This window comes from Burkholderia sp. M6-3, assembly GCF_050858985.1.
Classification (GTDB): Bacteria; Pseudomonadota; Gammaproteobacteria; order Burkholderiales; family Burkholderiaceae; genus Paraburkholderia; species Paraburkholderia caledonica.
The window spans coordinates 218087-233923 of the sequence record NZ_CP110090.1; the positions used below are offsets into that span (position 1 = coordinate 218087).

At 62.8% G+C, this 15837-nt stretch carries 14 protein-coding genes; 6 read left to right on the top strand and 8 right to left on the bottom strand.

Annotated elements, in window-relative coordinates:
• Positions 1-164: 164 nt before the first annotated feature.
• A complete protein-coding gene (locus OH764_RS00920) occupies positions 165-1190 on the bottom strand; it encodes a bile acid:sodium symporter family protein (RefSeq protein WP_498847705.1) in 1026 nt (341 codons plus the stop codon).
• Positions 1191-1761: 571 nt separating this feature from the next.
• On the opposite strand from OH764_RS00920, the gene OH764_RS00925 reads away from it, so the two are divergent.
• From OH764_RS00925 to icmF, 4 genes are all read left to right on the top strand, one after another.
• Positions 1762-2217 (top strand): hypothetical protein, encoded by a 456-nt coding sequence (locus OH764_RS00925; RefSeq protein ID WP_498847706.1) that lies wholly within the window; start codon positions 1762-1764, stop codon positions 2215-2217.
• Between the two features lie 589 nt (positions 2218-2806).
• The gene (locus tag OH764_RS00930) at positions 2807-3892 is read left to right on the top strand and encodes a porin (RefSeq protein WP_498847707.1); all 1086 of its coding nucleotides are present in this window, start codon (positions 2807-2809) and stop codon (positions 3890-3892) included.
• A gap of 208 nt (positions 3893-4100) precedes the next feature.
• Positions 4101-5036 carry a LysR family transcriptional regulator gene (locus tag OH764_RS00935; protein ID WP_498847708.1) on the top strand — a complete coding sequence of 312 codons (936 nt, stop codon included), beginning with the start codon at positions 4101-4103 and terminating at the stop codon, positions 5034-5036.
• A gap of 123 nt (positions 5037-5159) precedes the next feature.
• Positions 5160-8558 (top strand): fused isobutyryl-CoA mutase/GTPase IcmF, encoded by a 3399-nt coding sequence (gene icmF, locus OH764_RS00940; RefSeq protein WP_498847709.1) that lies wholly within the window; start codon positions 5160-5162, stop codon positions 8556-8558.
• Positions 8559-8641: 83 nt separating this feature from the next.
• On the opposite strand, the gene OH764_RS00945 is transcribed toward icmF, so the two are convergent.
• The gene (locus OH764_RS00945) at positions 8642-9601 is read right to left on the bottom strand and encodes an NAD(P)H-dependent flavin oxidoreductase (RefSeq protein ID WP_498847710.1); all 960 of its coding nucleotides are present in this window, start codon (positions 9599-9601) and stop codon (positions 8642-8644) included.
• A gap of 291 nt (positions 9602-9892) precedes the next feature.
• Between OH764_RS00945 and OH764_RS00950 the strand changes: the two genes are divergently transcribed.
• Complete coding sequence (locus OH764_RS00950) at positions 9893-10783, top strand: alpha/beta fold hydrolase (protein WP_498847711.1); 891 nt, start codon at positions 9893-9895, stop codon at positions 10781-10783.
• Positions 10784-10793: 10 nt separating this feature from the next.
• On the opposite strand, the gene OH764_RS00955 is transcribed toward OH764_RS00950, so the two are convergent.
• Positions 10794-11264: an Lrp/AsnC family transcriptional regulator gene (locus OH764_RS00955; RefSeq protein WP_498847712.1), complete on the bottom strand. Its 471-nt coding sequence runs from the start codon at positions 11262-11264 to the stop codon at positions 10794-10796.
• A 113-nt stretch (positions 11265-11377) separates the two neighbouring features.
• On the opposite strand from OH764_RS00955, the gene OH764_RS00960 reads away from it, so the two are divergent.
• Positions 11378-12277 (top strand): DMT family transporter, encoded by a 900-nt coding sequence (locus tag OH764_RS00960; protein ID WP_498847713.1) that lies wholly within the window; start codon positions 11378-11380, stop codon positions 12275-12277.
• A gap of 377 nt (positions 12278-12654) precedes the next feature.
• On the opposite strand, the gene OH764_RS00965 is transcribed toward OH764_RS00960, so the two are convergent.
• From OH764_RS00965 to OH764_RS00985, 5 genes are all read right to left on the bottom strand, one after another.
• Positions 12655-13584: an MBL fold metallo-hydrolase gene (locus tag OH764_RS00965; RefSeq protein WP_498848850.1), complete on the bottom strand. Its 930-nt coding sequence runs from the start codon at positions 13582-13584 to the stop codon at positions 12655-12657.
• 5 nt (positions 13585-13589) lie between these two features.
• Positions 13590-14075, bottom strand: a complete 486-nt coding sequence (locus OH764_RS00970) for a MaoC family dehydratase (protein WP_498847714.1) — start codon at positions 14073-14075, stop codon at positions 13590-13592.
• Entirely contained in the window at positions 14072-14299 is a 228-nt protein-coding gene (locus tag OH764_RS00975; RefSeq protein ID WP_498847715.1) for a DUF1289 domain-containing protein, read from the bottom strand. Before OH764_RS00975 ends, OH764_RS00970 begins: the two co-directional genes overlap by 4 nt.
• A 4-nt stretch (positions 14300-14303) precedes the next feature.
• Complete coding sequence (locus OH764_RS00980) at positions 14304-14825, bottom strand: YbaK/EbsC family protein (RefSeq protein ID WP_087751682.1); 522 nt, start codon at positions 14823-14825, stop codon at positions 14304-14306.
• Between the two features lie 61 nt (positions 14826-14886).
• Complete coding sequence (locus tag OH764_RS00985; RefSeq protein ID WP_114196400.1) at positions 14887-15813, bottom strand: hydroxymethylglutaryl-CoA lyase; 927 nt, start codon at positions 15811-15813, stop codon at positions 14887-14889.
• Between the last annotated feature and the right edge of the window lie 24 nt (positions 15814-15837).

Here is a 15837-nt window from a genome sequence, read left to right on the forward strand (position 1 = left end):
GGAGTTGGCCAGGAGGCGCCCAGGAAGCCGCCTATGCCATCTGGCCGAGGCGACAACCGTCGCCGATGAGCGTGAAATAACAAAAAGCCGCGCGAGGCGGCTTTTCTGGAAAACGACGCTCAGGGAGGGCGCTTATGAATGTCCTATTTGCATTGCGCGCGTATTCAACGGCGGGCGACGGCGGCAGCAGCCCGCTCGCGCGAGGCTGCACGGGTTTCTCCGCTGGTGTCGCGAGCGCCCCAGCGTTGCGCGAGCGCGGCGCAGACCATCAACTGGATCTGGTGGAACAGCATGAGCGGGAGAACGACCGCGCCGACCGCCTGCGAGGCAAAGATGACTTTGGCCATGGGCACGCCGGCGGCAAGACTTTTCTTCGAGCCGCAAAAGATGATGGTGATCTGGTCCGCACGACTGAAGCCGAGCCGCTTGCTGACGAAAATCGTCATACCCAGCGCCAGCGCGAGCAGCACCACGCTGATGACCAGCACACCGCCCAAAGCGGAGAGCGGGATCTGATGCCAAAGCCCTTCCGTCACGGACTCGCTGAACGCGCCATACACGACCAGCAGAATGGAACCTTGATCGACGAACTTCAGCACGCCGCGATGCCGCTCGATCCACTTGCCGATCAGCGGGCGCAGCAGTTGCCCCGCCACGAACGGGACAAGCAACTGCAGCACGATATTGCCCACGGTGTGCCAAGGAGAGCTAGCGCCCGCGGCCTGATTCGTCACGAGGACACTGACGAGTGCGGGGGTGATGAAGATGCCGAGCAGGCTCGAGGCCGACGCGCTGCAAACCGCGGCCGGAACGTTGCCTTTGGCGATGGACGTGAAGGCGATAGAGGACTGAACCGTCGACGGCAACGTGCAGAGGAAGAGGATCCCGGCGTAGAGCGCAGGCGTGACAAGTGGCGACAGGAGCGGCTTAAGCGCGAGGCCGAGCAGAGGAAACAGCGCGAACGTGCTGAGCAGTACGACCACATGCAGACGCCAATGCGTCGCGCCCGCAACAATCGCTTCCCGAGAAAGCTTCGCGCCGTGTAGGAAGAAAAGCAGGCCGACCGCAATGTTCGTCACCCAGTCGAATCCCGCGGCGGCCTGTCCGTGAACCGGCAGCAGGCTGGCGAGTATCACCGTACCGACCAGGCAGAGGGTGAAGTTATCGGGAAGCAGTTTCGGGCGGGCCATGTCGGATTCTCGAAATCGGTGATGCGGGACTGCACGCAAGGCGCGTGCGCGAAAGCGCTGCGGCGTCGGTGCTATGGAAAACCCCTATTGTCCGTCTAAACCGATTGAAACGGCAAATTCATTTGCCGAATCGATTAATGAGTACGGTGCATTCTCTCGGTGCGCCTGATTGCGCTTATGGACCGCCGATCGCTGCGTGCGCACACCCACGAGTTGCATCCCGCGAGTGAGATGCGCTGCCCCCTGGTTAATCGTGATTCGGAGACATTTTGCATCGTTGCACTTTCGCCTTTCGCGAAGGAATTCCGATCAACCGGCTGCTGCTTTTAAGGCGGTTTTAGCAAGGGTTGTGTCGTAGAAAAACGTCGCAGTAACAACGTGTTACAAGAGCAGCCGAGGCCTAACACTTTTTGGCTCGACACCCTCTGCCGGTGACCATAAATTACCGATCAAAGGCCGTCGGGATGCTCTGCGCTGCGACCTGTCCGCAGCGCCCGCGCCAGTCCCTCAACAAGTCCATCGCAGCTCGAACGGTGGGCTTCAGGCAAGTCTTCGGGCAAGTGAGTCACTGGTGGACGGGTTGTCGAGAACGAAGCACCTGGCGTGGGGCGCGGTAATCGTCGCGCTGTGCTCGTTCGCCTATGCAAAAGGACCGGGCATGCCGCACGGTGGCGCGAGCTTCGGTGCTGACAGCTATGGTCACGGCAATTACGTGAACCGCGACGTTGGTCGCAACATCGAGCGTAGCCTCGACCCCTCCGGCGCTTTGGGCGGAGGCATGCATCGCGTCGCCGGACCTGGCGCATATCCGGGCGACGGCCGCGGCGGCATACCGTATGTCGGCGTCATTCAACCCGTTAGCGCAGAGTCGCGCCCCGGACAGCGGCCGCAGCCCAACGCGCCGGTTCGCTCGGGATCGATCCGGGCCGACGTCGCGCGCTATAACGAAGAACGCGGTGCACTGCGCGCCGTTCAGCGCCAAGGCGACGACAGCCGCCCGCCCGAGAGTTCTCCCTACCGAAACTAAGCTGGAAACCAGGCCCGCCCGGGCTGCGCGTTAATTCGCGTGTTAGTCAATCTCCCAGCAGACCCACGGCGCCGGTTCGCATCGCGTCCAGTCGTCGGCAACGCCCGTTGCCCCAAGCTCTGTTAATTTACGCGCCTTTCAATTGGCTTGGCGCCCGCATTACGCTTTAACTCACCCCAAAACCGCGGGCGCAATGTGACGTTTCGACGCCACACTTTTTTGAAAACACTCGGCAGCTGGCCGTCTCCCGTCGTCAAATTTGGGCGGTTATGCGGCGGCGCGTCATCACCATGTCATTTGAAGCGTTATCGTGCGCCTTGCGCATAGGGCGCGCAGCTTCGCGCGAGCCGACGCGTCTGTCGCGGCGCCGCGAACATGCACGCGTTGAGGTCTGTAGCAGGCCGATAAGCGACAAAACTAATCAGACCGATATACCCGCAATAACCAGCGATATTTTTGTTCATAAAAATGGTCCGCAAAGATGGTCCCCGCCCAGATTGGCTCGACGATTGAACGGACAACAACAACGGTTCGCGCGAGCTTGCCCTTTCGCACAGCCACACCCCTTTTGACAAAGACTGGAGAATCCATGAAAACAGGCATCAGCCGTGCGCTGAAGACCACCCTTAAGGCAACCGCGTGTGCCGCTTTGCTGGCCAGTGCATCGTCTGCTTTCGCGCAGTCGAGCGTGCAACTCTACGGTCAGGTAGACGAATGGGTCGGCGCGCAGAAATTTCCCGGCGGCAAGACGTCTGTGCAGGTGTCCGGCGGCGGTATGTCGACGTCGTACTGGGGCTTGAAAGGGGCTGAGGATCTGGGCAACGGCTACAAGGCGATCTTTACACTGGAAGGCTTCTTCCGCGCGCAGAACGGCCAGTACGGCCGCTTCACCGGCGACACAATGTTTTCGCGTAACGCGTACGTCGGTATCGAATCGCCGTACGGCACGGTTACGGCCGGCCGGCTGACCACCGAACTGTTCGTGTCGACGATCCTGTTCAACCCGTTCATCGACTCCTACGTCTTCTCGCCGATGGTCTATCACGTGTATCTCGGGCTCGGCACCTTCCCGACTTACTCGACCGACCAAGGCGTGACCGGCGACTCGGGCTGGAATAACGCGGTCCAATATCAGTCGCCGAACTTCAACGGCCTGTCGGCGAGCGCAATGTATGCGCTGGGTAACACGACGCAGAACGGCGCGAAGAAGTGGAGCGGCCAGGTTCTGTATTTCCACGGCCCGTTCGCCGCGACCGCGGTCTATCAGTACGTGAACTTCAACAACACGCCGGGAGACCTGGGCAGCTTCGATTCTTCGGGCGTGCCGGGCCTGAAGGCGCAGAGCGTCGCGCAAGTCGGCGTCTCCTATGACCTCAAGTATGTGAAGCTGTTTGGTCAGTACATGTACACGCACAACGACCAGACGCTGACGAGCTGGCACGTGAACACCGCGCAGGGCGGCGTAACCGTGCCGGCGGGTCCGGGCTCGGTGATGGCGTCGTACGCTTATTCGCGCGACGGTGGCGGCTTCGACCAGACGCGCCAGACCGCGGCGATCGGCTACGACTACCCGCTGTCCAAGCGCACCGACGTGTACGCGGCTTACCTGTACGACCATATCACCAGCCAGTCGAGCGGCAATACGTACGGCGTCGGCTTGCGCGCGAAGTTCTAGGCGTCGCCGCGTAGCTGAACCGGCCGGCGGGCGGCGACTGCCGCGCGCCTGGCCCCATGCTCACAACCTCCAAAGCCCGCGTTCCTCACGGAACACGGGCTTTGGTCTTTTCCGACTTCTAACGCGACTCCGGCCAGTCGTTTCGCCATCGTCTCTTTGATAAACCGGGCAAAATAACGCCGATTAATTCCTATAGCGAGCGATTCGGATGGACACCCTCGTCAGCATGAAAGTGTTCCGACAAGTGGTCGAGGTGGGCAGCTTCGTGGGCGCGGCTGAACGGATGGAGATGTCGGCAGCGATGGCGAGCAAGCATGTGATGCATCTCGAACAGCAACTCGGCGCGCGCCTGCTGAACCGCACCACGCGCCGGGTCGCGCCGACCGAGGCGGGCCGCGAATATTACGAGCGCCTGAGTCAGGTGCTCACCGAACTCGAGGAAGCGGAGCAGGTCGTCGGGGCGGCGAGCGTCGTGCCGCAAGGACGCTTGCGGGTGTCGTCGCTGTCGGCATTCGGGCTGAGTCACGTGATGGCCGCGGTCGCCGACTACGCCGCGCAGTATCCGCAGGTCACCGTCGACATCACGTTGTCGGACCGTGTGGTCGAGCTGATCGACGAAGGCTTCGACGTCGCGATCCGCGCTTCGCCGAGCGGCCTCAAGTCGTCGTCGCTGATCGCGCGGCAGATCGCGATGGCGCATCTGCTGCTGTGCGCGTCGCCGGAGTATCTGCGCCGGCGAGGCACGCCGAAGACAGTCGCCGATCTCGCGCGCCACAACATTCTGCAATACACGGGCGTGACGGCGCTCGACGTCCTGCAAGCCACCGGCGAAGCCGCGCGCGTGCGCCTGTCCGGCAATCTGATCGTCAATCATCTCGAGGCCCAACGCGTGATGGTGCTGCACGGTGCGGGCATCGCGCTGCTCGGCACCGAGGTGATCGGCGCCGATCTGGCAGAAGGGCGTCTCGTGCCTGTGCTCGTCGATGAAGTGCCGCCTCGCGAGTTGCCGATTCATGTGGTGTACGCGAGCCGGCGCCATTTGTCCGCGAAGGTGCGCTCGTTCGTGGACTTTCTCGCGGAGCGGTTTGCGAACGAGTCGCTGTGGCCGTCGCTCGAACAGATCGAGGCGCTGGCCGTGAGATAGCGCTCTCGCAAAGCCCGTCGGCAAGCGCCCCAAGCCGCAAACCGCCGGAGCCGCGCCCATCCGTTTCGTTATACTGGTTGCCAGCACCCACACACGCAAACAGCGTAACGATCTGGGGGAGACATGACCGATCTGTCCACGCCGCAGCGCGCCGCCAGCCACGAGCTGCCCGCGGGCCGGCGCTTGCGCTTCGTCACCGCCGCAGCTTTGTTCGACGGCCACGATGCGTCGATCAACATCATGCGTCGCATCCTGCAAGCGAGCGGCGTCGAAGTCATCCATCTAGGCCATAACCGTTCCGTCGATGAAGTCGCGACCGCCGCGCTGCAGGAAGACGCGGACGGCGTCGCGGTGTCGAGCTACCAGGGCGGCCATAACGAATACTTCTGCTACCTGGTCGATCTGCTGCGAGCGCGAGGTGGTGAGCGCATCAAGGTGTTCGGCGGCGGCGGCGGGGTGATCGTATCCGACGAAATCGTCGCGCTGGAAAACTACGGAGTCGAAAAGATCTATTCGCCGCACGACGGCCAGCGGCTTGGCCTGCAAGGAATGATCGACGACATGATCGCGCGCTGCTCGGCAGCGGCCCGCGAGGACGCCACAGCGCGGACCGGCGCAGTCGGCGAATGGCTCGCCAGCGTGACTGGTCAACCTCTGTTGCACCTGCGCTCGAGCGCGCAGGTAAGGAGCGAAACAAGCAGCGCCGATTTGCGCGACGCGAGCTCGCTCGTGTTCCGCCGGCTCGCCCAACTGATCAGTGCCTTCGAAACGGGCGGCGTCGCGTCGTCGAAGCGCGCGGAGCTCTCCGCTCTTACTCAGGCAGCGCAAATCCCCGTACTCGGCATTACCGGCACGGGTGGCGCGGGCAAATCGTCGCTTACCGACGAACTGATCCGCCGCTTCCGGCTGGATTACGGCGACACGCTGACCATCGCCGTGCTCGCCATCGACCCGTCGCGCCGCAAGTCCGGCGGCGCGCTGCTCGGCGATCGCATCCGCATGAACGCAATCGGCGACTGGGGCGGCGGCGCACGCGTCTATATGCGCTCCATGGCGACGCGCGAGGCATCGAGCGAAATCTCCGACGCGCTGCCCGACGCGCTGACGCTGTGCAAGGCGGCCGGCTTCGACCTGATCGTCGTGGAAACGTCAGGGATCGGTCAGGGCGACGCGGCCATCGTGCCGTTCGTCGACGAATCGCTGTATGTCATGACGCCCGAATTCGGCGCGGCCAGCCAGTTGGAGAAGATCGACATGCTCGACTTCGCCGACGCCGTGGCGATCAACAAGTTCGACCGTAAAGGTGCGCCAGATGCGTTGCGCGATGTCGCGAAACAGGTGCAGCGTAACCGCGCCGACTTTGCAAAATCGCCCGAGGCAATGCCGGTGTTCGGCACGATCGCTTCGCATTTCAACGACGACGGCGTGACCGCGCTTTACCAGTACATCGCCGAAGCGCTGCGCAAGCACGGCCTGCGCTCAGGAGGCGGCCGTTTGTCGGTTGCAGCCGACGTGCGCTTTTCGAGCGGTCGCCATGCGATCGTGCCGCCCGCGCGAGTGCGCTATCTCGCGGAAATCGCGCAGAACATCCACGCTTATCGCGAGCGGGTCGATCAGCAAGCCGGCGTTGCGCGCGAGCGCTGGCAACTCGTCGAAGCGCGACGGATGCTCGGGGAAGCCAGCGCAGACGAGCACAATGCAGACGATGTGCTAGCCTCGCTCGACGCGCTCATCGAGCAACGCACCACAGCACTCGGCGAGCGCGAGCGCAAACTGCTCGACGCGTGGCCGCAAACTGTCGCCGCCTACTCGGGCGATGATCATGTGGTCCGCATTCGTGACCGCGAGATACGCACCGCGCTCACGGCCACGACCTTATCGGGTACACGGCTGCGCAAAGTCGCGTTGCCGAAATTCGTCGACCACGGCGAGATTCTGCGCTGGCTGATGCTCGACAATCTGCCGGGTTACTTTCCGTTCACTGCAGGCGTCTTTCCGTTCCGCCGCGAGAACGAAGACCCGACGCGAATGTTCGCTGGAGAAGGCGATCCGTCGCGCACCAACCGGCGGTTCAAGCTGCTGTCCGAGGGCATGCCGGCCAAGCGTCTGTCGACCGCGTTCGACTCGGTCACGCTTTACGGCGAAGAGCCGGATGAGCGCCCCGACATCTACGGCAAGGTGGGCAACTCGGGCGTGTCGGTCGCGACGCTCGACGACATGCATGCGCTCTACGACGGCTTCGATCTGTGCGCGCCGCAGACGTCGGTGTCGATGACGATCAACGGCCCCGCGCCGACCATACTCGCCATGTTCTTCAACGTCGCGATCGATCAGCAGATCGCGCGTCAGGCGCAGCAACTGGGCCGTGCGCTGAACGAGGACGAACTCGCCGAGACGCGCCGCATGGCGTTGGAGAATGTACGCGGCACTGTGCAGGCCGACATTCTGAAAGAGGACCAAGGCCAGAACACCTGTATTTTTTCGACCGAGTTCAGCCTCAAGGTGATGGGCGATATTCAGGCGTATTTTGTCCAACACCGCGTGCGCAACTTCTATTCGGTGTCGATCTCCGGCTACCACATTGCCGAAGCCGGCGCGAATCCGATCTCGCAACTCGCCTACACGCTCGCTAACGGCTTCACGTATGTCGAGGCATATCTGGCGCGCGGCATGTCGATTGACGACTTCGCGCCGAATCTGTCGTTCTTCTTTTCCAACGGCATGGACCCGGAATACACGGTGCTCGGCCGCGTTGCGCGGCGCGTCTGGGCGATCGCGATGCGCGAGCGTTATGGCGCGAACGAACGCAGCCAGAAGCTCAAGTATCACGTGCAGACCTCGGGCCGTAGCTTGCACGCGCAAGAGATCGACTTCAACGATATCCGCACCACGCTGCAAGCGCTGATCGCGATCTACGACAACTGCAACTCGCTGCACACGAATGCGTTCGACGAAGCGATCACCACACCCACCGAGGAGTCGGTTCGACGCGCGGTGGCGATTCAGTTGATCATCAACCGCGAATGGGGGTTGGCGAAGAATCAGAATCCGAATCAGGGCAGCTTCGTGATCGACGAACTGACGGACCTCGTCGAAGAAGCGGTACTCGCCGAATTTGACCGGCTGACCGAGCGCGGCGGCGTGCTCGGCGCAATGGAGACTGGTTATCAGCGCGGGCGCATTCAGGACGAGTCGATGCTGTACGAGCATCGCAAGCATGACGGCTCGTATCCGATTGTCGGCGTGAACACCTTTTTGAGCGCGAAGCCGCATGAAGCGCCGACGCCAATTGCGCTCGCCCGCTCCACAGAAGAAGAGAAACAAAGCCAGTTAAAACGTCTGCGCGATTTCCAGGCGCGGCATCGCGATGCCGCGCCGGCCGCGCTCGAGAGGCTGCAACGCGCAGTGATCGACGACGAAAACGTCTTTGCTGTGCTGATGGATGTGGTGCGCGTCTGTTCGCTTGGGCAAATCACGCACGCGCTGTTCGAAGTGGGCGGGCAGTATCGTCGGAATATGTAGCGAGCGCGGCGGACTGCAGGCGGGCTGCCGCGGCCGTCAGCGGGCGCCGTCACCCCCGCCACCCCCGGCAACCCTCGACGAAGTCAGCGCCGGATACCGAGTCGCGCCTTTGCGTCGTCGTATTCCTTCGTGAGACGCTTGACCAGCTCGCTCACGCTCGGCACGTCGTCCATCAGGCCGACGCCTTGGCCTGCGCCCCAGATGTCTTTCCACGCCTTCGCCTTGTCGTTCGCGAAGTTCATCTTGGTTTTGTCCGATTCGGGCAGCGCGTCCGGATCGAGCCCGGCGTTGACGATGCTCTCGCGAATGTAATTGCCGTGTACACCCGTGAACAGGTTCGTGTAGATGATGTCCGACGCGGTGGAATTGACGATAGCCTGCTTGTAGCTGTCCACCGCATGCGCCTCTTTCGTCGCGATGAAGCGCGTTCCCATGTACGCAAGGTCGGCGCCCATGGCTTGCGCGGCGAGAATCGAGCCGCCGTTCGCAATCGATCCCGACAGCACGATCGGGCCGTCGAAAATGCGCCGCACTTCGCCGACCAGCGCGAAGGGCGAAGTCGTGCCCGCATGACCGCCCGCGCCCGACGCAACCAGAATCAGACCGTCCACGCCCGCTTCCAGCGCCTTCTGCGCGTGCCGCAGATTGATCACATCATGCAGCACGATTCCGCCGTAGCTGTGCACCGCATCGACAATCTCGCGCGCCGGCGCGCGCAGACTCGTAATGAAGATGGGCACCTTGTGCTCGACGCAGACCCGCACGTCATGTTCGAGCCGCGTATTCGACTGATGGACGATCTGGTTGACGGCAATCGGTCCGATCACCGAGTCGGGATTCGCCGCCTTATGTTCGGCGAGTTGCGCCTGCAGTTGCGTGAGCCATTCGTCGAGTAGTTCGGCAGGGCGCGCATTCAACGCGGGGAACGAACCGACGATGCCGGCCTTGCACTGCGCCAGCACGAGCTCCGGATAGCTGACGATGAACATCGGCGAGGCGACGACAGGCAACGCCAGATTTTGTAGAACGGCGGGCAATGCCATAGTGCGGGTCTCCTGATTGACTGACCGGTGCGCAAAACGCCCGGCTGTTGACGAGTGTAGCGGCATGCGGCTTGCGCCGTGCCGAAGCTGACAGCCCGCGCATAGGGCCGCTCGTACGTTTAAGAACGATCGTTCGATTATAGGGCAAAGCATGTGCTTCGCGTTCGCCGGTTTGTTTAGAACGGTTCGAATGAGTGCTCGGGTTCTATGCTTTGCGTGGGTTGTCCCACCCGGTGCGGACACATTGAGCTTTTACAATGGACTGACTTCAAACGACGAGAGATGCCGGCCATGGCCTTCGAGAATTTCACGCCCTTTCGCGTCGCCGCGGGCGATGCAGATATCTTCGGAGTAAAGGGCGGGGCGGGGCCGCCACTTCTACTGCTGCACGGCCATCCGCAATCGCATCTGATCTGGGCGCGCTCCGCGGACCAGTTGGCTCAGCACTTCACGGTGATCGCCACCGACCTTCGCGGCTATGGCGCATCGGCAAAACCGCAGAGCGACGCCACGCATGCGCCGTATTCGAAACGCACCATGGCTGCCGATCAGGTCGCAGTGATGCGGCACTTCGGATTCGAGCGCTTTCTCGTCTGCGCGCATGACCGCGGCGCGCGCGTCGCGCATCGCATGGCAATCGATCATCCGGACGCCGTCGAACGTCTGATGCTGCTCGACATCGCTCCAACACTGGCCATGTACGAAGCGACCGACCGCACCTTCGCCACGCATTATTTCCACTGGTTCTTCCTGATTCAGCCGGAGCCGCTGCCCGAAACGCTGATCGGCGCAAACCCGGCTGCTTATGTCGATGCGGTCATGGGAAGCCGTCACGCAGGTCTCGCGCCGTTCGACCCAGCCGCGCTCGACGCTTACCGCTCGGCGCTCGCGCAACCCGGTGCGGTGCATGCAATGTGCGAGGACTACCGCGCGTCGGCCAGTATCGACCTTGAGCACGACCGCGCGGACATCGAGCGCGGACAGAAGATCGCCTGCCCGTTGCGCGTGTTGTGGGGCGACAAGGGCGTGATCGAAAAGTGCTTCGACGCGCTGGACGAATGGCGTCACGTGGCGCGCGACGTGAGCGGTCGTTCGCTGTCTTGCGGCCACTACATACCCGAAGAGGCGCCTGACGAACTGGTCGCCGAAATGCTGTCCTTCTTCGAAGCGCTCGAAAAGTAGCGTTGCTCGCTTAACCGAGCGGCGGCAGACGCCGCGCGATGGGCGTCGATTTGACGATCGCGCTGCTCGTCTCCGCCCGCTCGGCGACCTTCGACAGAATCTCGTCGAGGTGCTCGATCGAATGCAGATAGAGGCGACAGATGAAGCAATCGTCGCCGGTCACTTTGTCGCATTCCACAAACTCCGGAATGCGCCGGATCACTTCTTCCACCAGATGCAATTGGCCGGGTAACGGCTTCACGCGCACGATAGCTTGCAGCGTGAAACCCAACGCGCGCGGATCGAGCTGGACGGTGAAGCGCTCGATCACGCCTTGCGCTTCCAGCCGTCGAATGCGCTCAGCCGTGCTCGGCGCCGATAGTCCGACGAGGCGAGCAAGTTCGCTGACTGGACGGCGCGCGTCTTCGGCGAGTGCAGCGAGGAGCGCCCGGTCCGTTTCGTCGAGCGCTGCAGGCGTGGGCTGTGCGAGGCGTTTTGTCATGACGGCCTTCGATTATTAGGTTGGAACGCGATAGTGCTTAAGTTTAGCTATGTATTCGTGACAGCGGATTATCTACACTGCTCGTCAGGCAGAATTGAATCGAGGATCGGATCATGGCTTCAAACGAAATCCGGCGCGGCGCGGCGGAGATGAGCATCGCAATGCTGATGTCGGGCACGATCGGCTGGCTGGTGGTGTCGTCGCAGCAGAGTCCGTTCAATGTGGTGTTTTTTCGCTGCATTTTCGGCGGCGCAACGCTCGCGCTGGTGTGCGCCGTGCTCGGTTTCTTCAGGCGCAAGCTGTTCTCGTGGAAAATGCTCGGGCTCGCGTTACTCGGCGGCGCGGCGATTGTCGCGAACTGGGTGCTGCTGTTCGCCGCCTATTCGCGCGCGTCGATCTCGATGGCGACGGCCGTCTACAACACGCAGCCGTTCATGCTGGTGGCGCTTGGCGCGCTGATGTTTCGCGAGCGTATCAGCGCGTCCACGGTCGTGTGGCTGCTGATCGCATTTATCGGGCTCGTGTTTGTCGTCAAGGTCGAACCGGCCGTACTGGCGGTGCCGGGGCAATATCTGGTGGGTATCGCCTATGCGGTGGGCGCGGCGGCGATGTATGCGGTTTCCTCGATTATCACGAAGCGCCTGAAGGGCACGCCGCCGCATCTGATCGCGCTGATCCAGGTGTTACTCGGCGTGGTCATGCTGGCGCCGTTCGTGCGTTTCGACGCGCTGCCCGTCACCGGTGCGCAATGGGTCGAACTGGTCGTGCTGGGCGTCGTGAATACCGGCCTCATGTATGTGTTGCTGTACGGCGCCATCCAGAAGCTGCCGACCTCCATGACCGGCGCGCTGTCATTCATTTACCCGGTGGTGGCGATCATCGTCGACCGCGTTGCGTTTGGTCAGGCACTAGCGTGGATTCAGGTGCTGGGCGCGGTGCTGATCCTCGTTGCGGCTGCGGGCGTCAATCTCGGCTGGCGCATCGTGCCGCAAAGGCGGGTGCCGTCTGTCTGAGCGTCGTGCGTCCGGCCAGCGCGGCCAGCGGCAATGCTATGGATTGCAAACCATATGCGCGGACGTTTGTTCATATCGGCGGGTCAATCGTTCGCCAGGCTCGGCACGGTTCCCGTTGCTTTCAGACCGCATGCGGTCAACGGCCGCCGTCAAGCGTCTGTAGGGAAATCACTGATGCGGTCAAAAATCGCGCGCGCGTATCATTCGACCAGACGCTGATCACGTCCGACAGAATTTCCGCCGCTCGCCTTTATAGGTTGAGCGGCTTTCTTTTTGTGGCGGCGTTTTTGCCGACGCGCCGAAGCTGGCGCGCTTGCCAACGCGCATGCGCTGGCCACCAATGGTCGGACTTCGATCACTTCAGGCAACGTAGGCGCTTACGCCCGTTGCGCCGCGCGCGCGACGATCTGCTCGCCATGCACCATCAGCGGTCCGTTTCCGGCAGCCAGTTCATCGACAATCGTTTTGACGAGTGCGGGCCATTCACCGCGCGGCTTCAGCATTGAAGCGGCCGCACGCATGACCGCCGCGTCGTCGAGCATTTGCAGCAGCGTGGCAAAGCTCATCGAGCGGACGTCGAGCAGCTTGAAGACAATCAGCACCTTGAGCGCATTCTTCGCATTGCGGGCCGGGTCGGCGCGCAACCACGCCACGCGGGAGAAAGCCCGGTCCAGTGCCTGTCCCACGTTCGTGAACGGCGCCCCATGACCGGGAATCACAAGGCGCACGTCGAGTGCTGCAATGGCTTCGAGCACCGCCTGCTCCTCCGCGAAGCCGCTTTCGCCTTCCAGTTCTGGAAAGATCACGCCGAAGCCGTTCTCCCACAGCGCGTCGGCGCTGATCAGGATGCGTTCGTCAGCGCAGTACAGGATCAGCGAATGAGGATCGTGGCCGGGCGCGCCTAGCACCTGCCAGTCGAGTGCGCCCAGGCGCAGCGTTGCGTCCGGTGCGATGGTGCCTGTGAAGCCGAAGCGCTCGCAGGTCTGCGCGGTCGCGCGGAAGCTCAGCCGCGTCTCGTCCCAGTCGCGCACGGCGCCGGCTTCGGAGGCGGGGATGAGCGTGCGGCACGGCCACGAAGACTGCAGCAGCGCATTGCCGCCGCAATGGTCGGAATGCAGATGCGTGTTGACGATCAAATCGAGCGGCCGCTCGCCGAGCGCCTGCTGGACGAGCGCCAACGTTTGATGTGCATGCGTCGCGTAACCGGTGTCCACGATGGCGGCGCAGTCGTCGTCGACGAGCAGCACATTGTTCGACGAAAGCCAGCCGCGCTCGAAGACGCGGATCGATGCAGGCAACGCGGGCAATCGGTTCATAGCGTGCCCGTGCCCGAGTCGGCTGCTACGCCTGCGCTCACGGAGGTCTCGGCCTTCGGCATCACGAGAATGGTCGACGTGCCGACCACTGCAACCTCACCACGCTGATTCTTGACCGAGCCCTCGAGGTGCGTCAGGTCTCCGTTCAGGCTCGGCTTCCAGTAAGCGTCGCGCACGCGCCAGGTCATGGTGAGCGTGTCGCCCGCGTGCGCGGCCTTCTTCAGCTTGATATCGAAGTCGAGCCCGAGGGGCTGCGCGTACGTCGAAAAATGCGTCGCGAGCAGCGCCATGAAATGCGCGGTGGGCTGCGTGCCCGACGCGATGAGACCACCGAAGCGGCTTTGCGCCGCGTAGGCTTCGTCGTGATGCAGCGGGTTCATGTCGTTGACGAGCGTTGCGAACGACTTCACCGAATCCACCGACAACGTGAGCGTCGAGCTGAACGTCTCGCCGATGGTGACAATGCGCGGCGGCGCGTTCATGGCTGCACCTTTGCCTGTTCTGCGATCAACCGGGCGCGCCGGGCCTCCAGTTCGTTCCATACGGCGCGCTTCTCGTGATCGTCGTAGATCGACCAGCCGGCGATTTCGTCGATGGTGCGCAGGCAACCTTCGCACCATCCGGTCGATGCATTCATCCGGCACACGTTGATGCACGGCGACGGCACGCCCTCGGCATCCGTTGCTTTGTTGATTACCGCTGTCATCGCGTCAGGCCGTCTCGCGCAGCGCCACGTCGACCACCGGCGCGCCCGTCAATGCAACCAGTTCCTGGGCGCTCAGATTGAACACCGCATGCGGGTGTCCGGCGGCCGCCCACAGACTGTCCAGCGCGAGCAGGTCTTCATCGATCAGCGTGACCGGCTCGACCGCATGACCGACCGGACACACGCCGCCAATCGCATACCCGGTCTTTTCGCGGACGAACTTCGCGTCGGCGCGGCCGATGTCGCCCACCTGCGCCGCCACCTTCTTTTCATCGACGCGATTCGCGCCGCTCGCGACCACCAGCACCGGCGCATCGTCTTCGCGACGGCGAAACAGGATCGATTTTGCGATCTGCGCGACTGAACAGCCAAGGCCGGCGGCGGCTTCGGCTGAAGTCTTGCCGGTCTCCGGCAGCATGACGATCCGGCCACTGTGTCCGCGCTCGCGCAGCAGCAGTGCAACGCGGCGTGCAGAGTCGGGTAATGCGGTGAGATCGTCCGGGTCGAGAGAAGCGTGGTCCGTCATCGTGTCAGGTCCTGATAGTCTGGTGTCCGGCAATGTCTTGAGGAAGATGTTCGACGCAGGCTCAAACGCAGTTGGCCGCTTCGCTGCGCGCCTTCGCGAGCAGCGCCTTGCCCGCGCGCGAAACGTTCGGCCGACCGATAGACGTGGAAATGAAATCGCCGATTGCCACGACTTGAGCAAGGTCGATGCCGGTCTCGATGCCTAGGCCGTTCATCAGATACAGCACGTCTTCGGTCGCGACGTTGCCGGTTGCGCCCTTCGCATACGGACAGCCGCCGAGCCCCGCCACCGACGCGTGATAGATTTCGATGCCTTCCTGCAGCGCCGCGTAGATGTTGGCCAACGCCTGGCCATACGTGTCGTGAAAGTGCCCGGACAGACGCTCGCGCGGAAACACTTGCGTCACCGCTTCGAAGACTTCGCGCGTGCGCTTCGGCGTGCCTACGCCGATTGTGTCGGCGATGTCGATTTCGTCGCAGCCGAGCGCTGCAAAGCGTTGCACCACGTCGACCACCGACGCGACCGGCACCTCGCCTTGATACGGACAACCGAGCGCACACGACACACTGCCGCGAATGCGCAGGCCGTGCTCCTTGGCTGCCTGCGCGACCGGCGCGAATCGTTCGATACTTTCCGCGATGCTGCAGTTGATGTTCTTCTGCGAGAACGCTTCGCTCGCGGCGCCGAAGATCACGATCTCGTCCGCGCGTGCGGCAAGCGCGCCTTCGAAGCCGCGCAGGTTAGGCGTGAGCACCGAATAGATGGTGCCGGGGCGGCGCTCGATGCCGGACATGACTTCCGCGCCGTCGGCCATCTGCGGCACCCATTTGGGCGACACGAACGACGCCGCTTCGACGTTGCGAAAACCCGCTGCGGAGAGCCGGTTGATCAGTTCGATCTTCGTGGCGGTCGGGACGAACTCCTTCTCGTTCTGGAGACCGTCGCGCGGGCCCACTTCGACGATCTTCACTTGCTGCGGTACGGCCATGATTGTCTCCTCATACACAGTAGT

Excerpts from the sequence above, each read along its gene's own strand:
- OH764_RS00920 (WP_498847705.1), bottom strand. The coding sequence starts at position 1,190 with ATGGCCCGCCCGAAACTGCTTCCCGATAACTTCACCCTCTGCCTGGTC.
- OH764_RS00930 (WP_498847707.1), top strand. The coding sequence starts at position 2,807 with ATGAAAACAGGCATCAGCCGTGCGCTGAAGACCACCCTTAAGGCAACC.
- OH764_RS00935 (WP_498847708.1), top strand. The coding sequence starts at position 4,101 with ATGGACACCCTCGTCAGCATGAAAGTGTTCCGACAAGTGGTCGAGGTG.
- icmF (WP_498847709.1), top strand. The coding sequence starts at position 5,160 with ATGACCGATCTGTCCACGCCGCAGCGCGCCGCCAGCCACGAGCTGCCC.
- OH764_RS00945 (WP_498847710.1), bottom strand. The coding sequence starts at position 9,601 with ATGGCATTGCCCGCCGTTCTACAAAATCTGGCGTTGCCTGTCGTCGCC.
- OH764_RS00950 (WP_498847711.1), top strand. The coding sequence starts at position 9,893 with ATGGCCTTCGAGAATTTCACGCCCTTTCGCGTCGCCGCGGGCGATGCA.
- OH764_RS00955 (WP_498847712.1), bottom strand. The coding sequence starts at position 11,264 with ATGACAAAACGCCTCGCACAGCCCACGCCTGCAGCGCTCGACGAAACG.
- OH764_RS00960 (WP_498847713.1), top strand. The coding sequence starts at position 11,378 with ATGGCTTCAAACGAAATCCGGCGCGGCGCGGCGGAGATGAGCATCGCA.
- OH764_RS00970 (WP_498847714.1), bottom strand. The coding sequence starts at position 14,075 with ATGAACGCGCCGCCGCGCATTGTCACCATCGGCGAGACGTTCAGCTCG.
- OH764_RS00975 (WP_498847715.1), bottom strand. The coding sequence starts at position 14,299 with ATGACAGCGGTAATCAACAAAGCAACGGATGCCGAGGGCGTGCCGTCG.
- OH764_RS00980 (WP_087751682.1), bottom strand. The coding sequence starts at position 14,825 with ATGACGGACCACGCTTCTCTCGACCCGGACGATCTCACCGCATTACCC.
- OH764_RS00985 (WP_114196400.1), bottom strand. The coding sequence starts at position 15,813 with ATGGCCGTACCGCAGCAAGTGAAGATCGTCGAAGTGGGCCCGCGCGAC.